Raw genomic sequence first — 17,900 nt, 5'->3', positions numbered from 1 at the left:
ACCGAAGAAGGGTGGCGGCCGACGTGACTGTGCGACGGGAAGCATTCCTCGACCACGTGAAGGAACGCGCCGAGTACGGCACCCCGCAGGAAGCCGAACGCGCGGCCCGCGTGGTGCTCGCCCTGCTGGGCGCGCATCTGGTCGGCGAGGTGCGCGCCCGGTTGGCGGCGCGTCTGCCGGAAGACTTCGCCCTGATCCTGCTCAACCCACTGCAGAGCGCCGAGCCGCTGTCCCCGGAGCGGTTCGTCCGGGCGACCGCGGCCTGGATCGAAGGGGCCACCGAACAGACCGCGGCCTGGGACGTCAGCGCCGTCCTCTCCACGGCCGCCGACGCCGCCGGTGACGACCTCCTCAAGGAGATCCTGCTCCAGCTCCCCGCAGGCTACGACCTCCTCTTCGGCCGTCCACAGCCCACCTGACCACCCACCTCCGGTGACCGCACACCGGCCACCACGACCCTGGTGACAGAAAGGCAACCACCGCAGTGATGTCCGACCAGAGCGCACCTCTCCAGCAGCCCGACGGGCTGGCGTACGAGCAGATGCTGGAGAAGGTCCGCTACGACGGCGCCTACCCCACCCGTGAGAAGGCCGAGGAAGCCGTCCGCCTCGTCCTCGCCGGACTGGGAAGACAGCTGACCGGCGACGAACGCGTCGAACTGGCCGCCCGCCTGCCCCTCGAAGCCGCACGCGTCCTTACCGAACAGGTCCCCGACATCCAGCCGCTGACCGGCTGGGCCTTCGTCAAAGACCTCGCCGCTCGCACCAGCGTCTCCCTGGCCACCACCCGCTGGGACACCGGATCCGTCTTCTCCGCCGTCGCGGCCTACGCCGGCCCCGACCTCCTGACCCGCATCCTGCGCCAGCTCCCCTCCGGCTACGCGCTGCTGTTCGGCCGCGCCGAACTCACCCCCGCCGCGTGGACGACGTGCGCGCTCGGGGCGGGCGCGACCGCCGCGTCGGTGTCCGCCCCGAGCTCCGGGGCGCGCGAGGTGACCGCCGTCGCCAGCCGCAGATGAGGGGTGTCACGTCCGGCGACGTGCGGCGGGGTCCCGCTCAGCGACGTGCCGTGCGACCGCGTCGACACCGGGGCGGGCGGGCGTACCGTCGCGGTGCGTGAGGTGGCCGTCGGTGAGCCGCCAGTAGTGCTGGTGGTCAGTCGATTGCCAGGTTTCGTCGGCAGCGCTCGCCTGGCTGATCCATTCGTGGAGTTGCGGGAGGGCATGCGCTCGTAGAACAGCGCGGGCGGCAGCACGATCAGTGGCATCGACCGGGTGGACGTCTACGCGGAAGCCGACCATGTCCGGGTGGATGCCGCGGCCGTAGTTACGGGGGTTCGGAGCGACCCATGCCGCTCCCAGGACGATGGTCCCGCTGTCATGCCCCGTGAGGAACCGCAGGTCCGTGACGCGGCTCAGGTAAGGGCCGAGACACTCGTTGATGTCGGTGGTGGTCAGGGGCCACGCACGGTTCCGGGGCAGTCTTCGATTTCGTGCGGACATGGCAAGCAGAATGGCAGAAGGTCACTGCCGGCACTCGCGGGTTTGTTCGGCGGCCTGCTCCAGCAGCGCCCCGACACCCTCACCGTGCTGGCCGCGCCGGCCGCCGTCACCGACCGTTCGCCGCGTCGAGCGCGGACGCGATCTTCAGCCGGTACTCCACCCTCAAGGAGGGCCAGGCGCTCTGCACGGATGTCAAGGGACGTCTCGCCAAGTACAGCCGCCGGCCCGACCAGTTGCTCAGCCGGCCGGCCGCGACCTTCGCCCTCGGCGACACCGACGTCCGCCTGTGAGGGCACCACCCTGCGCGACCCCCGCAGCCTGGCCCACCCCGACGCCGGCTTCCCGGCCGAGCGGGTGGCCTCGTGAGGCCGGTCAGGAGCAGAACCCGATGACGCCGAACCCGGGCCGGGACTCCGCGTGACGCATCCAGTCCAGGCACTGCATGACGGCCTCGACGACCTCGGGTTCGAGCGGGGGAGCGTGGCCGGCCGCCTTGGTGGCCTCGAACTGCTCCAGCGCCCGGGCTATCTGCCCGGGTGTCCACTCACCGCATCCCGGGATGTATGTGTACGGCAGCGGATCGGGCAGGTCGGAGTAGCTGAAGGACTCCACGGACACGGCGGTGACGCGCAGCGCGGCGAGGCCCTCGTCCACCATCGACAGCCAGTCGCCCCGGAACGGCATGAAGCAGTCGTTGGGCAGGAAGGAGCCGGTCAGCTCGCAGAGCCGTCGGTAGGCGTAGCCGTACTGGAAGGCGTGTTCCTTGTCCTCGCTGAAGGGGCCGCCGTGCACGACGGCCCGCAGCGCCTCGTACGCGGTGGGGGCGCCCCGCTCGATCTGGTACCGGAAGTAGTCGTCGTCGCGGGCGAGTTCGTCGCCGAAGTTGTCGCGGACGACCTGGAGAAGCTGGTCGTCACCCGAACCGACCAGGGCCCGTGTCGCGGCGACGTCCAGCAGATACACGCTCAGTCCTGAACTCATGCCACGAACCTATCGGCCACCACTGACATCACGGTTCCGGAGCAGCCGCAGACGCCGTTCGCCGGAGAGGCGAACGGCGTATCGGCGTGGTCGAGGGACGTCTCCCTCCCCCGAAGGCGACGTCCCTCGACCCGCTCCCCCGGTGCCGGACTGTGGCCTGGACTGACAGAGTGCCGTCCCCAGAGGGCCGACGCCTGAGTCAGGGGCTACTCAAGTCGCCCTGTATCAAACCTGAGTAGTCACGCTCCAGTTTGCGTGACGATTTACGAGCAGGACGCGAAGACTCTCGAACTGCCCTGGCCGTTCACCGGCCGCGAGGACGAACTGGATCTGGTACGCAGGTCGTTGGCGGCCGGACGGTCCGGCATCGTGGTGACCGGTCCGGTGGGCTGCGGCAAGACCCGGCTGATCACGGAGGCGGTCCGGGGCACGGACCGCGCCCGGGTGACCGGGACGCCCGAGACCCGCGGACTGCGCTTCGCCGCCTTCGCGCACCTGCTGCCCGACACCGTCTCGCTGCACCGAGCGGTGCACCTCCTGTCCGGCGTACGGCTCCTCGTCGTCGACGACGCCCAGCTGCTCGACGAGGCCTCCGCCGCGCTCGTCCACCAGCTCGCCGTGCACGGACGCACCCGCCTGGCCGTGACCGCCACGGACGACGTGCCGGCACCCGGCGCGGTGTCCCGGCTGTGGACGGGGGAACTGCTGCCCCGCCTGACCCTGGAGCCGCTGCCCCGCGAGGACACCGCCCAACTGCTCGCCACGGCCGGTCTGGAACCGCTCACCATGGGACGGCTGCACCGGATGTGCCGGGGCGATCTGCGGCTGCTGCGTGACCTGCTGGGGGCGCTGCGCCAGTCCGGCGGGCTGGCCCGGGTCCCGGGCAGCGACGCCTGGGCGTGGCGCGGACCGGTCCCGGTCACCGCGAGTGTCCGCGACCGCCTGGCCCCCGCCCTGGAGCGGCCCGACACCGACGAGCGCGAGGCGCTCGACCGGCTCGCCTTCGCCGAACCCCTGCCGCTCGCCCTGGACGAGCTCGACCTTGACGTCCTCGAACGTCTGGAGTCGAACGGCCTGATCGACGTCGACGACAACGGCTCCGTCACCCTTGCCCACCCCCTGCACGGCCCGGCCCTGCGTGCCACCGCCGGCCGGCTGCGGGCCCGGCGGCTGGCCCCGTCACCGGACCGGTGCGGTCCGGCACTGGAGGCCGAACAGGCTTCACTGGAGCGCGGGTTGGAGCTGCAGGACGTGCGGGCCGTACCCACCCCGGTGGGGGACTGGCTGCTGTCCGAGGGGCTGCCCGTCCCGGCCGGGTACGCGGTCGTACGAGCCCGGTACGCCCGGCTGCGCGGGGAACTGCGGGAGGCGGCGGCGTGGGCGCGGGAAGGGCTCCGGGCGGCGCCGGACGACGCCGACTGCGTCACGGAACTCGACTTAATCGCCGGCCAGTTGGGGGAGATGACGGGAGCCGGCGCGTGGGCGGCGGCGGCCCGCGGTGACATCGAGACCGCCCTGGCCACAACCGCCGGGGACGATGTGTTCGCCCGCTACGACGCCGTCCGCCTCGGCGCGCCCGAGCGGGTCGCAGGGCGGCTGCCGGACGACGGGGTGTTCGCCCGGCACGCCGAGGCGCTCGCCCGGGGTGACGGGCCCGCGCTGGACCGGGTCGCCGAGGCGCTCGAGGGGCGTGGCTTCCTGCTGTTCGCGGCCGAGGCGCACGCCCAGGCGGTACGCGCCCACCGTGACCCGCGAGCCGCCCGCCTCTCCCGGACCCGGGCGGTCGCGCTGGCCCGCCGCTGCCAGGGCGCCCGCACCCCGGCGCTGTCCGGACTCGCCCTCGGCGAACTCACCGTACGGCAACGGCAGATCGTCACCCTCGCGGCGGCCGGACTGAGCAACCGGCAGATCGCCGAGAAGCTGACGCTGTCCGTCCGGACCGTCGGCAACCATCTGTACAGTGCGTACGCCAGGCTCGGCGCCAGCGACCGTGGGGCCCTGCCGTGGCTCACGGACCTGCCGGAGGCCGAACCCGCCTGAGCGGCATCACCGCGTACCGCCGAGGGGCTGTCCTCACGCCGCCCCGAACGCCGCGAACGCCCATCCCGTCGCCTGGTGGACCGGGTCGCCGGGCTGGGCGGCGCGGGCGTCGCGCAGGGCCTCGGCCAGGCTCAGGCCCGCGTCGAGGCCCTTGTGGAGGGCGAGCATCAGGGGGACCACCGCGGCGTCGTTGACCGGTGCGCTGCTCGCCACGACGCCCGCCGTGCCCAGCGGGAGCAACGCGGTGACCAGGCCGAGGAGTTCGTCGGCGCCGACCGAGGCGAGGCGGGCGGTGTCGCAGCTGGAGAGGATGATCCGGTACGGGCTGCGGGCCAGACGCTCGAAGTCGTGCACGATCAGCGGGCCGTCGGCCATCCGGAGGGCCGAGAACAGGGGGCTGTCGGCGCGGAACGTGCCGTGCGCGGCCAGGTGCGCGAGGGCCGCGCCGTCGAGGTCCTCCAGCACCTGGGGAACCTGCGCCGCCTCGCCTCCCAGGACCGTCGCCGTGCCGTACCGGTCGGCCAGTTCGGGCACCTCCGCGCCGCCCGTGGCGAGGCCGGGACCGCGCACCAGGACGTGCCGGCCGCCGGGCGGCGGCTCGGTCTCCCGGGCCCGCAGCCAACTGCCCGCCGACGGCGACACGCTGAGCACCCGCTCCCGCAGCGCGGGCAGCAGCGCCCACGGCACCCGGTGCAGCGCGCCGGGCGGCACGATCACCACCGGCCCGGACCCGAGGTGCGGTACGGCACCGCCCAGCAGCAGCTCCTGGAGGCGCCGGCCCGCCGCCTCCACCAGCGGCAGCCGAGCCTCTCCTCCGGGGTGCGCGAGGCGTCGTAGCCCGGCCTGTACGTGCTCGGCCTCGGCCACCGCCTCCGCGAGCGCGCCACCCGGGAACCGTCGTACCCGGCCCTGCCCGCACAGCAGGATGTGCACCTGACCGTCCACGACGGCGAGTTCGACCAGCCGCGCCTCGCCCAGCCGGTCCAGCAGGCGGCCCGAGTCGAAGCGGTCGCCCTCGCCGGGGCCGTCGCCGCGCATGTGGTGGGTGCGGGAGCGGATCTCCCGTTCCAGCCGGCGCTGTTCGCGCTCCAGGGCCGGGACCGGGCGGCCCTCCCTGCGCGCCTCCTCCGCGCGGGCCGCTATCTCCCGGTAGGCGGTGAGGCTGCCGAGCAGCGCCGGGTCGGCGGGCGGCCGGGCGGGCGGCGCGGACAGTACGGTCGCCCGCCAGCGCTCGCTCCACTCCAGCAGCCGCCGTGGACCGCCGTTCACGAGGCTCGCCTCCTGGGCGAGCGCGGCCAGTTCGGCACCCTGCGCGGTGGCCCGGGCCCGCAGCTCGGAGGCGCCGAGCGTCATCCGGTGGTCGTCGAGGACGTCCAGGCCGCGCCGGCAGGCCTCCAGCACGCCGCGCCCGGAACCGGCCGCCCGGGCCCGCAGCGCCTGCGCGGCCCAGCCCGTCACACGGGCCGTCGGGGGACCGACGTGCCGACTGCGCGCCGCCACCGCCAGGTGCCGCTCCGCTTCCGCCGTCCGGCCGAGCGCCAGCGCGATCCGGCCGGCGAGCAGGGAGGCCTCGGGCGCCGCGGGCGAGCCGAAGGAGGCCAGCCGCTCGGCGACCGCCGCCGCGTCCGCGACCAGCCGCCCCGACCCGCGCCCGGCCGCCGCCCGCGCCTCGATGAGTACCAGCCGGGCATGCGTCTCCCACCAGGTCCGCCGCTGCCCCGCGAACAGCCGTACGGCATGGGCGGCGCGGGCGATGGCGGTGTCCGGGTCCCCGGCCGAGCGGGCGGCTCGCGCGGCCGCCAGCAGCAGCTCGGCCTTGCGGGTGGACTGCCCGCCCATCCGGTCCAGCAGCGCGATCGCCGTGTCCGCCTCCGCGAGCGCCTCCGGGGCGAGCCCCGCCGCCATCAGCACCTCGCAGCGCCGGATGGACAGCATGAAGGTGGGCGTGCCGAGCTTGCCGTACCGCTCCTCGGCCTCGTCCAGCAGCCGCAGCGCCGCCGGGATGTCCCCCGACCGGAACGCGGCGAGGCCCCGGCTCTCCACCGCGTCCGCCTTGTCGTGCTCCTGGCCGGTGGTCTCCCACAGCCGTTCGGCGGCCGTGAAGTCCGCGACCGCCCGGTCCACCGCGCCCTGCGCCAGATGCACCGTGGCCCGCAGGGTCAGCGCCCGCGCGGTCCAGATGCCGTCGCCGGCGTGCCGCAGCACCGGAAGCGCCCGCCGTACGTCCTCCAGGGACTCCCGGTGATGCCCCAGCACCCACCACACATAGGCCCGCCGGTACAGCACCCGTGCCCTGGTGTGTCCGCTGCCCCGCGCGACACCCTGCTCGAACGACGCCAGTCCCTGTCGCGTGCGCCCCGCGTGCACCAGTGCGACCCCCAGCGTGGCGAGCACGTCGGCCTCCCGCTCGGCCGACTCGGCGCGCGCGGCCAGGTCCCGGGCCTGGCGCAGATGCCGCAGGGCGATCTTCAGATCGCCGAAGTCCCGCTGCCAGATGCCGAGTACCTGATGGGCGACGCTGGCGTGCAGCGGCGACGGATCGGTGTGCAGTACCTGATCCGCTCGTGCCCGGGCCTCGCCCGGGTCGGCGAACACCATCGGCAGCAGCTGAAGAACCGACTCGCTTCCCGCTGTCACCCCTCGCATGGTAGTGGCCTGGGCAAACCCGTCACACGGGTTCTCCGTGGTCTCCTCGGGCTGTACCGGACGTACTTGCGGGCTGTATCAATCGGTCGACGGGCGACTCTGACTGTCGGAGCACCGCCTCAGGGGGAGGACACACCATGGCACCACAGCGATTCCACGAGCAGTTCCACCACATCCAGCGCTCGATGCCCGACGTTCCCCTGGCCATGGGCCCGGACGACGACGCCCACTTCCTCTACGAGAAGGGTGTCGTCCTCGCCCGCGACGGCGAGGAGGCCCGCCTGGTCGAGGACACCGTGCGCACCCACTTCACCGACACCCGGGGTCTGGTCCCCGACCACGTGCGCCGGGCCGGCCCGGAGACCAACCGCACCGGTGTCACCCGCATCCGGGTCGGCGACCCCGCCCAGGGGGACGACGTCGTCCCGCACGCCCTGCGCGCCCTCAGCGAGGCCGAGGGACGCCAGGGGCGCCGACTGGTCCGCCGCAACCACGTGATCCACATCGCCCCGGTCAACGCCTGCCCCGGCGACGAACCCGTGCCCGCGCCGCGCAGCGAGCCGGCCAACCCGGCGGCCCAGGAGGGCCTGCACGACCCGGACACCGCCGTCGGCGTCCTCGTCATCGACACCGGTCTGGTGCACGACTACCGGGCCTACCCGCTCCTCGCCCACACCACCGGCGACCCCCAGGTGACCGAGACCGGCCCCGACGGAGCGCTCCGGCAGTACGTCGGCCACGGCACCTTCATCGCCGGGATCGTCGCGGCCGTAGCGCCCAACACCGACGTCACCGTGCGGGGCACCCTCAGCGACGTGGGCGCCATGCTGGAGTCGGAGTTCGGCGCAAAGCTGTTCGAGGCCGTCGACGAGGGCGGCTGGCCCGACATCATCAGCCTCTCCGCGGGCACCACCACCGGGTCGGGTGAAAGCCTGATCGGTCTTGAGGCGTTCATGCGCGAACTCCGCGAGCAGCGCACGCTGTTGGTGGCCGCGGCGGGCAACAACGGCAGCGACGCCCCGTTCTGGCCCGCCGCCTACGCGGCCCTGCCGGAGTACGCGGACAGCGTGCTGTCGGTCGGCGCGCTGCGCGGGGACGGCGAGTCGGGCGCCTGCTTCAGCAACCACGGCCCCTGGGTGCACGTCTACGCCCCGGGCGAGCGCCTGACCAGTGCCCTCACCGGCTTCGACATCCCCGTGCCGTACGTGTACCAGCACTCCACCTACGACGCCTGCCGGTTCGGCTCCGGCTACGCCTGCACCTGCCAGTACCCGCGCCACACGGGCGTGTTGAGCGAGACGGGCGAGAGCGGCGCGGCCAAGCCCGACCAGGTGATGTTCGACGGTCTCGCGCAGTGGAGCGGCACCTCGTTCGCCACCCCGGCCGTCGCCGCGCTCGTCGCCGCCCACATGACGGCGCACAAGGAGCGCGACCCGCGCGCGGCCCGCGCACAACTGCTCGGCTCCCTCACGGAATCCGCCGAGGTGCGCGGGGCGCACGTTCCGGCGCTCCGGCCGCCCACCTGGCGCCCGATTCCCGTCGCGATCCCGGCCCGGCCCGCATGAGGTCCGGAACCCTCCGCTCCACGGCGTACGATGACGTGCCGTACACGAGGGGTGGAGCCGTGGACCGTACAGAGGTCGGGGCGCTGGTCCGGTCTGCCGTCGACGGCGACGCCGCGGCCTGGAAGGCGCTGGTGGAAGGGATGAGTCCGCTGGTGTGGTCGGTGGTGCGCGCACACCGGCTCTCGGACGCGGACGGGCACGAGGTCTACCAGACCACGTGGTTCCGTTTCGCCCAGCACCTCGGCCGGCTCCGGGAGCCCGACAAGGCGGGCTCCTGGCTGGCCAGCACGGCCCGGCACGAGTGCCTGAAGGTGCTCAAAGGGCTGACGCGGCTGACGCTGACGGACGATCCGCAGGTGCTGGACCGGGCGAGCGAGGAGCGGACGCCGGAGCAGACGCTGATCGACGCCGAAGAAGAGGCGGACCAGGCCGAGCGGATCCGCCGGGTGTGGCAGGAGTTCGAGGCACTCGGCGAGCGGTGCAGGCAGCTGCTTCGGGTGCTGATGGCCTCGCCGCCGCCGAGCTATCTGGAGGTGTCGGCCGCGCTCGGTATCGCGGTCGGTAGCATCGGACCCCTGCGCCAGCGCTGTCTGCGCCGGCTGCGGGCCCGGTTGGACGCACGGGGGGCGGCGTGAGCGACGTGAACGGGAACGGATTTCCCGGAGAGGACTTCGACGACGCCGGGTTCGACGGCGATCTGCTGGAGGAGGAGCTGCGCCAGGCGGCCGCCGTCCTGGACCCCGTCCCCGTCGAGCTTCGCCAACTGGCCCTCGACGCCTACGCGTTGCACGACCTGGACGCCCGGATCGCCGAGCTGACCTTCGACTCGCTCGTGGACGCGCTGCCGGTCAGGGGAGTGCCGGACGCCCCGCGGATGCTGACCTTCCGCGCGGGCGAGCTGACCGTCGACGTCGAGGTCACCGGGGAGGGGCTGATCGGCCAGCTGCTGCCGCCGCAGTCGGCACGTATAGAGGTGCTGGGCGGCCCGCAGACGACCCGGCAGGTCACGGTCGACACCCTGGGCCGCTTCACCAGCGAGCAGCCGCCCGCCGGCCCGTTCGCCCTGCGCCTGCGGACCGGCGGCGAGGTGATCGTCACGGAGTGGCTGCGGGCCTGAACCGGGTCACCGGGTTCTGAACCGGATCACCACGTGACGGGCAGCGTCCGCGGTCCGCGGATCATCGTCTTGAGCCACCAGCGCACCTGCCCGGGCTCCACCGCGAGGCGCAGCCCGGGCAGCCGGTCCAGCAGCGTGCCGACCAGCAGTTCGGTCTGCAGCCGGGCGAGGACGGCGCCGGTGCAGTAGTGCGGGCCGTTGCCGAAGGCCAGGTGCGGGTCGGGGGCGCGGTCGGGGTCGATTCGGTCCGGGTCCGGATCTCCTTGGTCGTCACGCACCCACCCTCGTACGCGCCCCGCCCGCCGTCCTGCGGGAGTGCGCCGGCCGAAGGCCTACAGGGCGTCGACGAGCGCGGCCAGCGCGGCGGCGAGCCGCTCCAGACCCGGCCCGGCCGGCCCGCCCGGCTCGGCCATGTAGGTGTCCCGCCGGATCTCCACCATCAGCGCGCTCACCCGCCGGTCCCGCCCGTGGTACTCCAGCGGCACATAGGTCCCGCTGAACGGACTGTCCAGCCCCGTCTCCCCGCACGCGGCGAACGCCTCCCGCGCCGCGTCCCTCAGCTCGGGCGGCGTGTGGAAGGCGTCCGTGCCGAGGCACACGGGCGGCCGCGGACCCGTCCCGTGCAGCTCGTACGGCAGCGCCCGGCTCGGGTAGGAGTGGACGTCGATCACGACCGCCCGCCCGGTCGCGGCGAGCCGCCCGGCCACCGCCTCGGCCATCGCCCGCGCGTAGGGCCGGAAGTACCGCTCGACCAGTGGCTGGGGGTCGGTGTCCGCGGCCCGCAGCTCGCCCCGGTGCGTGGTCCGCGTGTACACGGCCCCCATCCCCACGGCGAGCATCTCCTCCCGCTCGTCCGGAAACCGCTCCGGGTCCACGACCAGCCGCGACAGCCGGTTGACGAACCGCCAGGGGGTGATACCGGCCAGCCCCGCCGCCCGCTCGGCGATCCGGGCGGTGTGCGCGTCGGTGATGTGGTCCAGCTCCAGCCCGAGTGCCGCGTCGTCCAGCAGGATCCCCTTGCGCACGTCCTCCGGGATCGCCCGCGCGGAATGCGGCACGTGCAGCAGCACGGGCGACTCGGCGGCGCCGGGCAGGAGTTCGAACGAGGGGGCGGACTCGGACACGGGCTGCTCCAGGGGCGTTGTCGGTGGCGCGGTGCAGGATCAAGGTGTCACACGAGCACGGGGCGGGGTGGGGTGGGCGGGAGCATGCCGACCGGCAGTCCCCGGGCGCCGGGCACCTCTCCCTGGAGGGGCTGTGAGCGGCCGGGTGGGCGGCGACTTCTGGTTCGTCGCGCGGGCCTGCGGCTTCGAGGGCGCGGACATGGAGGATCCGATCGCCACCCGGGAGTGGTGAGCGGCCGCACGGTCCACCGGCGCCGGACACGCCTCCGCCCCGGCCGGGGCAACCCGACCGGGGCGGAGTCCGCTCACAGCTGCGGCTCAGGTGCCGCGGGCGTCAGCTCAGCGAGGCAAGGGCCTCGTTCCAGGTGGCCGACGGGCGCATGACCGCGTCCGCCTTGGCCTTCTCCGGCTGGTAGTAGCCGCCGATGTCGGCCGGGGAGCCCTGGACCCCGAGCAGCTCGTCGACGATCGTCTGCTCGTTCGCCGCGAGGGTCTCGGCGAGCGCGGCGAAGGCCTTCGCCAGGTCGGCGTCCTCGGTCTGCGCGGCCAGCTCCTGCGCCCAGTACAGGGACAGGTAGAAGTGACTGCCGCGGTTGTCGATGCCGCCGACGCGACGGGTCGGGGACTTGTCCTCGTTGAGGAAGGTCGCCGTGGCGCGGTCGAGGGTGTCGGCGAGGACCTTGGCGCGGTTGTTGCCGGTGGCCGTCGCGTACTGCTCGAAGGCGGGCACCAGGGCGAAGAACTCACCGAGCGAGTCCCAGCGCAGGTAGTTCTCCTTGACCAGCTGCTGAACGTGCTTCGGCGCGGAGCCGCCGGCGCCCGTCTCGAACAGGCCGCCGCCCGCCATCAGCGGGACGACCGACAGCATCTTGGCGCTGGTGCCCAGCTCCAGGATCGGGAACAGGTCGGTCAGGTAGTCGCGCAGCACGTTGCCGGTCACCGAGATGGTGTTCTCGCCGCGGCGGATGCGCTCCACCGACAGCTTGGTGGCCTCGACCGGGGACAGGATCCTGATGTCCAGGCCCTCGGTGTCGTGCTCCGGCAGGTACTGCTTCACCTTGGCGATCAGGTTGGCGTCGTGGGCGCGGCCCTCGTCCAGCCAGAACACGGCCGGGTCGCCGGTGGCGCGGGCGCGGGTGACGGCCAGCTTGACCCAGTCGCGGATCGGGGCGTCCTTGGTCTGGCAGGCGCGGAAGATGTCGCCCTGCGCGACCGGCTGCTCGATCAGCACGTTGCCGGCCTGGTCGACCAGGCGGACCGTGCCGGCGGCCGCGATCTCGAAGGTCTTGTCGTGGGAGCCGTACTCCTCGGCCTTCTGCGCCATCAGGCCGACGTTCGGGACCGAGCCCATGGTGGACGGGTCGTAGGCGCCGTTGGCCCGGCAGTCGTCGATGACGGCCTGGTAGACACCGGCGTAGGAGGAGTCCGGGAGGACGGCGAGGGTGTCGGCCTCCTGGCCGTCCGGGCCCCACATGTGGCCGGAGGTGCGGATCATCGCCGGCATGGAGGCGTCGACGATGACATCGGAGGGCACGTGCAGGTTGGTGATGCCCTTGTCGGAGTCGACCATGGCGAGGGCCGGGCCCTCGGCCAGCTCGGCGTCGAAGGAGGCCTTGATCTCGGCGCCCTCGGGCAGGTTGTCCAGGCCCTTCAGGATGCCGCCGAGGCCGTCGTTCGGGGTGAGGCCGGCCGCCTTGAGGGTCTCGCCGTACTTCGCGAACGTCTTCGGGAAGAAGGCGCGCACCACGTGACCGAAGATGATCGGGTCGGAGACCTTCATCATCGTGGCCTTCAGGTGCACGGAGAACAGGACGCCCTCCTGCTTGGCGCGGGCGACCTGCGCGGCGAGGAACGTCTCCAGCTCGGCGACGCGCATGACGGACGCGTCGACGACCTCGTCCTTGAGGACCGGTACGGACTCCTTCAGGACGGTGGTGGTGCCGTCCGCGCCGAGCAGCTCGATCTTCAGCGCGCCGTCCTCGGCGATCACGACGGACTTCTCGGTGGAGCGGAAGTCGTTCTCACCCATGGTCGCCACATTGGTCTTGGACTCGGAGGTCCAGGCGCCCATGCGGTGCGGGTGGGTCTTGGCGTAGTTCTTCACCGACGCCGGGGCACGGCGGTCGGAGTTGCCCTCGCGCAGCACCGGGTTGACGGCGGAGCCCTTGATCTTGTCGTAGCGGGCGCGGATCTCGCGCTCCTCGTCGGTCTTCGGGTCGTCCGGGTAGTCCGGCAGCGCGTAGCCCTTGCCCTGCAGCTCGGCGACGGCGGCGCGCAGCTGCGGGATGGACGCCGAGATGTTCGGCAGCTTGACGATGTTGGCCTCGGGAGTCTTGGCCAGGTCACCCAGCTCGGCCAGCGCGTCCGGGATGCGCTGGTCCTCGTTCAGGTACTCCGGGAAGTGGGCGATGATGCGTCCGGCCAGCGAGATGTCCCGGGTCGTCACGGGCACACCGGCCTGCGAGGCGTACGCCTGGATCACCGGCAGGAACGAATGCGTCGCCAGGGCCGGGGCCTCGTCTGTGTAGGTGTAGATGATGGTCGAGTCAGTCACCGGGTGCTCCGCTCCACGTCTGCAACATTGCTCGACATCAAGATATCTCGTCATCGGGCCGGGCTCGACAGGGGTCCTGGCCGGAAAACATGCCGCACGCGTGCAACCGCTTCCCCGCCTCTGTGGTCATGACGATCGATCGTCACTGACCACGCGCGGTCGCCACTGACCGGCGGCCGGCCCTGACCCTCCGGCCGCCCGAGCGAAGGCGGACGATGAGATGTCGCACCCGGGTGACGGCCCCAGCGGTCGCCCTGATCGGTACGCTCCGGCCAGGACCAGTCCAGGTCGAGGCCGGCCCCGCCCGCCGTGCGCGTCGTGTCTTCCTCTTCCGGACGCCCCGGGCTCCCGCCACGTACCGCCCGGCCGCTCGTTGCACCGGTCGGACCGGGTGATCGCGTGGGAGGGAAGGGCAAGGGATGGGCTTCGGCTTCGTCAGCCGTCGGGGTTTCCTTCGCCACCTACGGCGCCCGGCAGGGCCTGACCGGGCTCGCCTACGGCATCACCACCACCGTCTCCCTGGGCGGACCGCTGTACGAGGCCGTGCGGCTGCGCGAGTCGGTCGACGCCGGACACAGCCTGGGCCCACGTCAGCTCGCCTGCGCCGAACTCATCGACGGCTCCCGCACGGCGTACAGCATGGGCCGCGCCCACCGCACCGGCGCCGGCGTCGCCCGCACCCTGCACCGGGCCACCTCCCTCGACGTCGACTTCGTCAAGACGTATGTGCGCGCGTCGGGGCAGGTCATGGCGCAGGCCGCCGAGGCCGCGCACCGGCTGGGCGTACCCTGCGGCAGCCATCTCTGCGCGCCCGGCCGGGCCGCCGGCCAGACCTGACGACCCACCTGCAGGCCACCCAGCGCCTGCCCTACGGGCACGCCACCACCCCGCTCGGGCACGTCCACCAGGACCTGGTCGAGCAGTACGCCGACGGCACGTTCTCCCTGATCATCACCCCGTTCACGGCGCAGTGCCTTCTCGGCGCCGATCCCGGGCTGGCCGACGATCCACGGGTCGGCCGGCTCATGCCGCCGTGGGACGTCGCCGCCGTCCGCGAACGTGCCCGGACCGCCCCCACCGCGCAGCAACTGGACGCCCTGTCCATGGAGATGGCCGACTACCGACGGCTGGCCGCCCAGGGCGCCGTACTCGCCCTCGGCACCGACGCCCCGCTCGTTCCCGTGGGCCTGTCGCTGCACCTGGCCCTGCGTGCCCTGCACGCCCACGGGTTCACCGTGGCGCAGGCCCTGCACTGCGCCACGTCCGTCCCGGCCCGTCTCTTCGGCCTGGACGGCGACCTCGGCACCGTGGAGGAGGGCAGGATCGCCGACCTGACCGTCGTGAACGGCGACCCGTTCACCGACTTCGCCACCCTCGTCGACACCCCGCTGGTCGTGCGCGACGGCATCCCGCACCGCCGGAGCGACCTGACAGACACCCACCGGCACCGCGACCACCCCCCGCCCCGGGACACCACCTGGCTGGAGGTCGCCCGCCGCCTCCGGCGCGACGCGTGCTGCCACGCCGGCGACGGGGACGCGCACTAGTCGGCCAGGGCCGGACCCGGCACCACGTCCTCCCCGCTGCGCTGCTGCGGAATCACCACCGCGCCCTGCTGCAGCGCCACCGTCCGGGTCGGGGCCGGGATGCGGATGCCCTCCTCGCGGTAGCGGCGATGCAGGCGCTTGATGAACTCGTGCTTGATGCGGTACTGGTCGCTGAACTCGCCGACGCCGAGGATCACCGTGAAGCCGATGCGGGAGTCCCCGAAGGTGTGGAAGCGGATCGCGGGCTCGTGGTCCGGGAGGGCGCCGGTGATCTCGGTCATGGTCTCGGCGATGACCTCGGTCGTGACGCGCTCGACCTGGTCCAGGTCGCTGTCGTAGCTCACGCCCACCTGCACCAGGATCGTCAACTGCTGCTCGGGACGCGTGAAGTTGGTCATGTTGGTCTTGGCCAGCTGGCCGTTGGGGATGACCACCAGGTTGTTGGACAGCTGGCGGACCGTCGTCTGGCGCCAGTTGATGTCCATCACGTATCCCTCCTCGCCGCTGCTCAGCCGGATGTAGTCGCCGGGCTGGACGGTCTTGGAGGCGAGGATGTGGATGCCCGCGAACAGGTTGGCGAGGGTGTCCTGGAGGGCGAGGGCGACGGCCAGACCGCCGACACCGAGGGCGGTGAGCAGGGGCGCTATGGAGATGCCCAGCGTCTGCAGCACCACCAGGAAGCCGATCGCCAGGACCAGGACCCGGGTGATGTTGACGAAGATGGTGGCCGAGCCCGCCACGCCCGAGCGGGACTGGGTGACCGAGCGGACCAGACCCGCCACGACCCGGGCCGCGGACAGGGTCACCACGAAGATCAGCCACACCTGGAGGAGCTGGTTGGTGTGGTGCTGGACGGCGCGGGTCAGCGGCAGCACCGCCGCGGCCGCCGCGAGGCCGCCCACGATCGCCGCCCAGGGGACGACGGAGCGCAGTGTGTCCACGATGACGTCGTCACCGCTCCACTTGGTCCGCTTGGCGTGCTTGGCGAGCCAGCGCAGCACCGTGCGGGACAGGAAGGCCAGCACCAGGCCCGCGGCCAGGGCGATGCCGGCGAGGACGAGGTCGTCCAGGGTTACCGCGCGGTTCACCGGTCACCCCCGGGGCGCAAAACTGCTGCGGAGAGCCTGATGTGAAGTCTCGTCACGTTGCCACCTGCTCGATGTCCGGAATGTGCGATCGCGCCGCCGCCGGGACAACGGCGGTCGGCGCGATCGTTCATCCTGCCGTATCCGGGCCACCGGTTCGTACCCGGACCGGTGCGGCGGGCGGACGTTTCAGACGATGCCCTCCGCGAGTTCGGCCTGGTCGCGGTCGCTGCCGTAGGCGGCGGTGGTGGGCGTGCCGTACGAACGGCGGGCGACGTACCACCAGATGCTGGCCAGGACCAGGACGACGACGAGGGCCACGGCCGCGTAGTTCATGGTGTCGACGGTGACCGGCGAGGACTGCGGCAGGCAGAACAGGACCGTCACACAGGCCACCCACACCACCGCGATCCAGCCGACCGGCCTGCTCCACCGGCCCAGGTTCCACGGGCCCGGCCGGAAACGGTCGCCCGCGCGCAGCCGGAGCAGGACGGGGATGGCGTAGGCGGGGGTGATGCCGATGACGTTGATCGCGGTGACCGCGCCGTACGCCGTCGCCGAGTACAGGGACGGCAGGGCCAGGACGCCCGCGACGATCACCGAGAGCCACACGGCGGCGACCGGGGTCTGGGTGCGGCCGCTCACCTTGCGCCACAGGTGCGAGCCCGGCAGGGCGCCGTCCCGGCTGAACGCGAACACCATGCGGCTGGCCGCGGCCACCTCGGCGTTCCCGCAGAACAGCTGGGCGACGATCACGACGAGCAGCAGCGCGCTCGCGCCGTCGGTGCCGAGGCCGTCGAGCAGGATCTGCGCGGGCGGCACGCCGGTGTCGGTGGTGCGCGTGGCGTCGTAGTCCTGGATGGCGAAGGTCAGGCCGGCGAGCAGCACGAAGCCCGCGATCCACGACACCCAGATGGACCGGACGATGCCCTTCGCCGCGGACACCGAGGCGTTGGAGGTCTCCTCGGAGAGGTGGGCGGAGGCGTCGTAGCCGGAGAACGTGTACTGGGCGAGCAGCAGGCCGATCGCGGCCACGTAGAGCGGGCTCGACCAGCCGGTGTCGTTCACGAACTCGGTGAAGACGAAGGACGGCGACTGGTGGTGGTCCGGGACGATCGCCAGCGCCCCGACGATGAGCGCGACACCGGCCAGGTGCCACCACACGCTGACCGAGTTGAGCAGGCTGACCAGACGGACGCCGAACAGGTTCAGCACGGCGTGCAGCAGCAGGATCGCGCAGAAGATCAGCATGGTCTTGCCCGGGGTCGGCTCGAAGCCCCACTGGAGGTTGGCGAAGGCCCCGGTGAACAGGGCGGCGCCGTAGTCGATGCCGGCGATCGCCCCGAGCAGACCGAGCAGATTCAGCCAGCCCGTGTACCAGCCCCAGCGGCGGCCGCCGAGCCGGTCGGCCATGTAGTACAGGGCGCCGGAGGTCGGATAGGCGCTGGTGACCTCGGCGAGCGCGAGGCCGACGCACAGCACGAACACGCCGACACCCGCCCAGCCCCACAGCATCACGGCGGGCCCGCCGGTGCCCAGGCCGAAGCCGTACAGGGTCATGCAGCCGGACAGGATCGAGATCACCGAGAAGCTGATCGCGAAGTTGCCGAAGCCGCCCATGCGGCGGGCCAGGACCGGGCGGTAGCCCAGCTCGCGCAGCCGCCGTTCCTCGTCGTGCTGCGGCCGGGCGGGCGTGGGCGATGGATCGGGGGACATGCGGAAACCTCCGGGGTGAGGAAG

General features: G+C 72.7%; 14 protein-coding genes and 3 pseudogenes. 9 read left to right on the top strand and 8 right to left on the bottom strand.

Annotated features, from left to right (window positions below; genetic code table 11):
• Positions 1-23 precede the first annotated feature (23 nt).
• Positions 24-419 (top strand): DUF2267 domain-containing protein, encoded by a 396-nt coding sequence (locus ACWC5O_RS03880; RefSeq protein WP_450584766.1) that lies wholly within the window; start codon positions 24-26, stop codon positions 417-419.
• Positions 420-487: 68 nt separating this feature from the next.
• Positions 488-919, top strand: a pseudogene (locus ACWC5O_RS03875) (DUF2267 domain-containing protein); the annotation flags it as partial.
• A gap of 105 nt (positions 920-1,024) precedes the next feature.
• On the opposite strand, the gene ACWC5O_RS03870 reads toward ACWC5O_RS03875, so the two are convergent.
• The gene (locus ACWC5O_RS03870) at positions 1,025-1,501 is read right to left on the bottom strand and encodes a hypothetical protein (RefSeq protein WP_450584765.1); all 477 of its coding nucleotides are present in this window, start codon (positions 1,499-1,501) and stop codon (positions 1,025-1,027) included.
• Positions 1,502-1,611: 110 nt separating this feature from the next.
• Between ACWC5O_RS03870 and ACWC5O_RS03865 the strand changes: the two are divergent.
• Positions 1,612-1,779: pseudogene (locus ACWC5O_RS03865) on the top strand (F420-dependent methylene-tetrahydromethanopterin reductase); the annotation flags it as partial.
• A gap of 94 nt (positions 1,780-1,873) precedes the next feature.
• Here the strand turns inward: ACWC5O_RS03865 and ACWC5O_RS03860 are convergent.
• Positions 1,874-2,482, bottom strand: coding sequence for a DUF7691 family protein (locus tag ACWC5O_RS03860; RefSeq protein ID WP_450584764.1), 609 nt, complete (start codon positions 2,480-2,482; stop codon positions 1,874-1,876).
• A 255-nt stretch (positions 2,483-2,737) separates the two neighbouring features.
• On the opposite strand from ACWC5O_RS03860, the gene ACWC5O_RS03855 reads away from it, so the two are divergent.
• Positions 2,738-4,522 carry a LuxR family transcriptional regulator AbsR2 gene (locus ACWC5O_RS03855; RefSeq protein ID WP_450584762.1) on the top strand — a complete coding sequence of 595 codons (1,785 nt, stop codon included), beginning with the start codon at positions 2,738-2,740 and terminating at the stop codon, positions 4,520-4,522.
• Positions 4,523-4,555: 33 nt separating this feature from the next.
• Here ACWC5O_RS03855 and ACWC5O_RS03850 read toward each other — a convergent pair whose 3' ends face one another.
• A complete protein-coding gene (locus ACWC5O_RS03850) occupies positions 4,556-7,168 on the bottom strand; it encodes a CHAT domain-containing protein (protein WP_450584761.1) in 2,613 nt (870 codons plus the stop codon).
• A 137-nt stretch (positions 7,169-7,305) separates the two neighbouring features.
• On the opposite strand from ACWC5O_RS03850, the gene ACWC5O_RS03845 reads away from it, so the two are divergent.
• Genes ACWC5O_RS03845 through ACWC5O_RS03835 form a run of 3 tightly spaced genes read left to right on the top strand, consistent with a single transcriptional unit; the run spans position 7,306 to position 9,850 of the window.
• Complete coding sequence (locus tag ACWC5O_RS03845) at positions 7,306-8,733, top strand: S8/S53 family peptidase (RefSeq protein WP_450584759.1); 1,428 nt, start codon at positions 7,306-7,308, stop codon at positions 8,731-8,733.
• Positions 8,730-9,368, top strand: coding sequence for an RNA polymerase sigma factor (locus ACWC5O_RS03840; protein ID WP_450584757.1), 639 nt, complete (start codon positions 8,730-8,732; stop codon positions 9,366-9,368). Before ACWC5O_RS03845 ends, ACWC5O_RS03840 begins: the two co-directional genes overlap by 4 nt.
• Before the next feature lie 5 nt (positions 9,369-9,373).
• Positions 9,374-9,850 (top strand): hypothetical protein, encoded by a 477-nt coding sequence (locus ACWC5O_RS03835; protein ID WP_450585073.1) that lies wholly within the window; start codon positions 9,374-9,376, stop codon positions 9,848-9,850.
• A 26-nt stretch (positions 9,851-9,876) separates the two neighbouring features.
• Here the strand turns inward: ACWC5O_RS03835 and ACWC5O_RS03830 are convergent.
• From ACWC5O_RS03830 to ACWC5O_RS03820, 3 genes and pseudogenes are all read right to left on the bottom strand, one after another.
• Positions 9,877-10,125 (bottom strand): annotated as a pseudogene (locus tag ACWC5O_RS03830) (cytochrome P450); the annotation flags it as partial.
• A gap of 57 nt (positions 10,126-10,182) precedes the next feature.
• Positions 10,183-10,974 carry an N-formylglutamate amidohydrolase gene (locus tag ACWC5O_RS03825; protein ID WP_450584755.1) on the bottom strand — a complete coding sequence of 264 codons (792 nt, stop codon included), beginning with the start codon at positions 10,972-10,974 and terminating at the stop codon, positions 10,183-10,185.
• A gap of 334 nt (positions 10,975-11,308) precedes the next feature.
• Entirely contained in the window at positions 11,309-13,528 is a 2,220-nt protein-coding gene (locus ACWC5O_RS03820; protein WP_450584753.1) for an NADP-dependent isocitrate dehydrogenase, read from the bottom strand.
• Between the two features lie 399 nt (positions 13,529-13,927).
• Here ACWC5O_RS03820 and ACWC5O_RS03815 point away from each other — a divergent pair, with 399 nt between their 5' ends.
• Positions 13,928-14,365, top strand: a complete 438-nt coding sequence (locus ACWC5O_RS03815) for a hypothetical protein (RefSeq protein WP_450584751.1) — start codon at positions 13,928-13,930, stop codon at positions 14,363-14,365.
• Between the two features lie 188 nt (positions 14,366-14,553).
• Positions 14,554-15,075 carry an amidohydrolase family protein gene (locus ACWC5O_RS03810; RefSeq protein WP_450584749.1) on the top strand — a complete coding sequence of 174 codons (522 nt, stop codon included), beginning with the start codon at positions 14,554-14,556 and terminating at the stop codon, positions 15,073-15,075.
• Here the strand turns inward: ACWC5O_RS03810 and ACWC5O_RS03805 are convergent.
• Both ACWC5O_RS03805 and ACWC5O_RS03800 read right to left on the bottom strand, forming a co-directional pair.
• Complete coding sequence (locus ACWC5O_RS03805; protein WP_450584747.1) at positions 15,072-16,163, bottom strand: mechanosensitive ion channel family protein; 1,092 nt, start codon at positions 16,161-16,163, stop codon at positions 15,072-15,074. The two genes, ACWC5O_RS03810 and ACWC5O_RS03805, sit on opposite strands and share 4 nt — an antisense overlap.
• Positions 16,164-16,349: 186 nt before the next feature.
• The gene (locus ACWC5O_RS03800) at positions 16,350-17,876 is read right to left on the bottom strand and encodes an amino acid permease (RefSeq protein ID WP_450584746.1); all 1,527 of its coding nucleotides are present in this window, start codon (positions 17,874-17,876) and stop codon (positions 16,350-16,352) included.
• Positions 17,877-17,900 lie beyond the last annotated feature (24 nt).

Source organism: Streptomyces sp. NPDC001450, from assembly GCF_053597295.1.
Note: the sequence above shows the minus strand (reverse complement) of the source record. Positions and strands in the feature narration are given on the sequence as shown.

What these genes read in the sequence shown, in the direction of transcription:
- ACWC5O_RS03870 (WP_450584765.1), bottom strand. Translation starts at nt 1,501, where the DNA reads ATGTCCGCACGAAATCGAAGACTGCCCCGGAACCGTGCGTGGCCCCTG.
- ACWC5O_RS03860 (WP_450584764.1), bottom strand. Translation starts at nt 2,482, where the DNA reads ATGAGTTCAGGACTGAGCGTGTATCTGCTGGACGTCGCCGCGACACGG.
- ACWC5O_RS03850 (WP_450584761.1), bottom strand. Translation starts at nt 7,168, where the DNA reads ATGCGAGGGGTGACAGCGGGAAGCGAGTCGGTTCTTCAGCTGCTGCCG.
- ACWC5O_RS03845 (WP_450584759.1), top strand. Translation starts at nt 7,306, where the DNA reads ATGGCACCACAGCGATTCCACGAGCAGTTCCACCACATCCAGCGCTCG.
- ACWC5O_RS03840 (WP_450584757.1), top strand. Translation starts at nt 8,730, where the DNA reads ATGAGGTCCGGAACCCTCCGCTCCACGGCGTACGATGACGTGCCGTAC.
- ACWC5O_RS03810 (WP_450584749.1), top strand. Translation starts at nt 14,554, where the DNA reads ATGCCGCCGTGGGACGTCGCCGCCGTCCGCGAACGTGCCCGGACCGCC.
- ACWC5O_RS03800 (WP_450584746.1), bottom strand. Translation starts at nt 17,876, where the DNA reads ATGTCCCCCGATCCATCGCCCACGCCCGCCCGGCCGCAGCACGACGAG.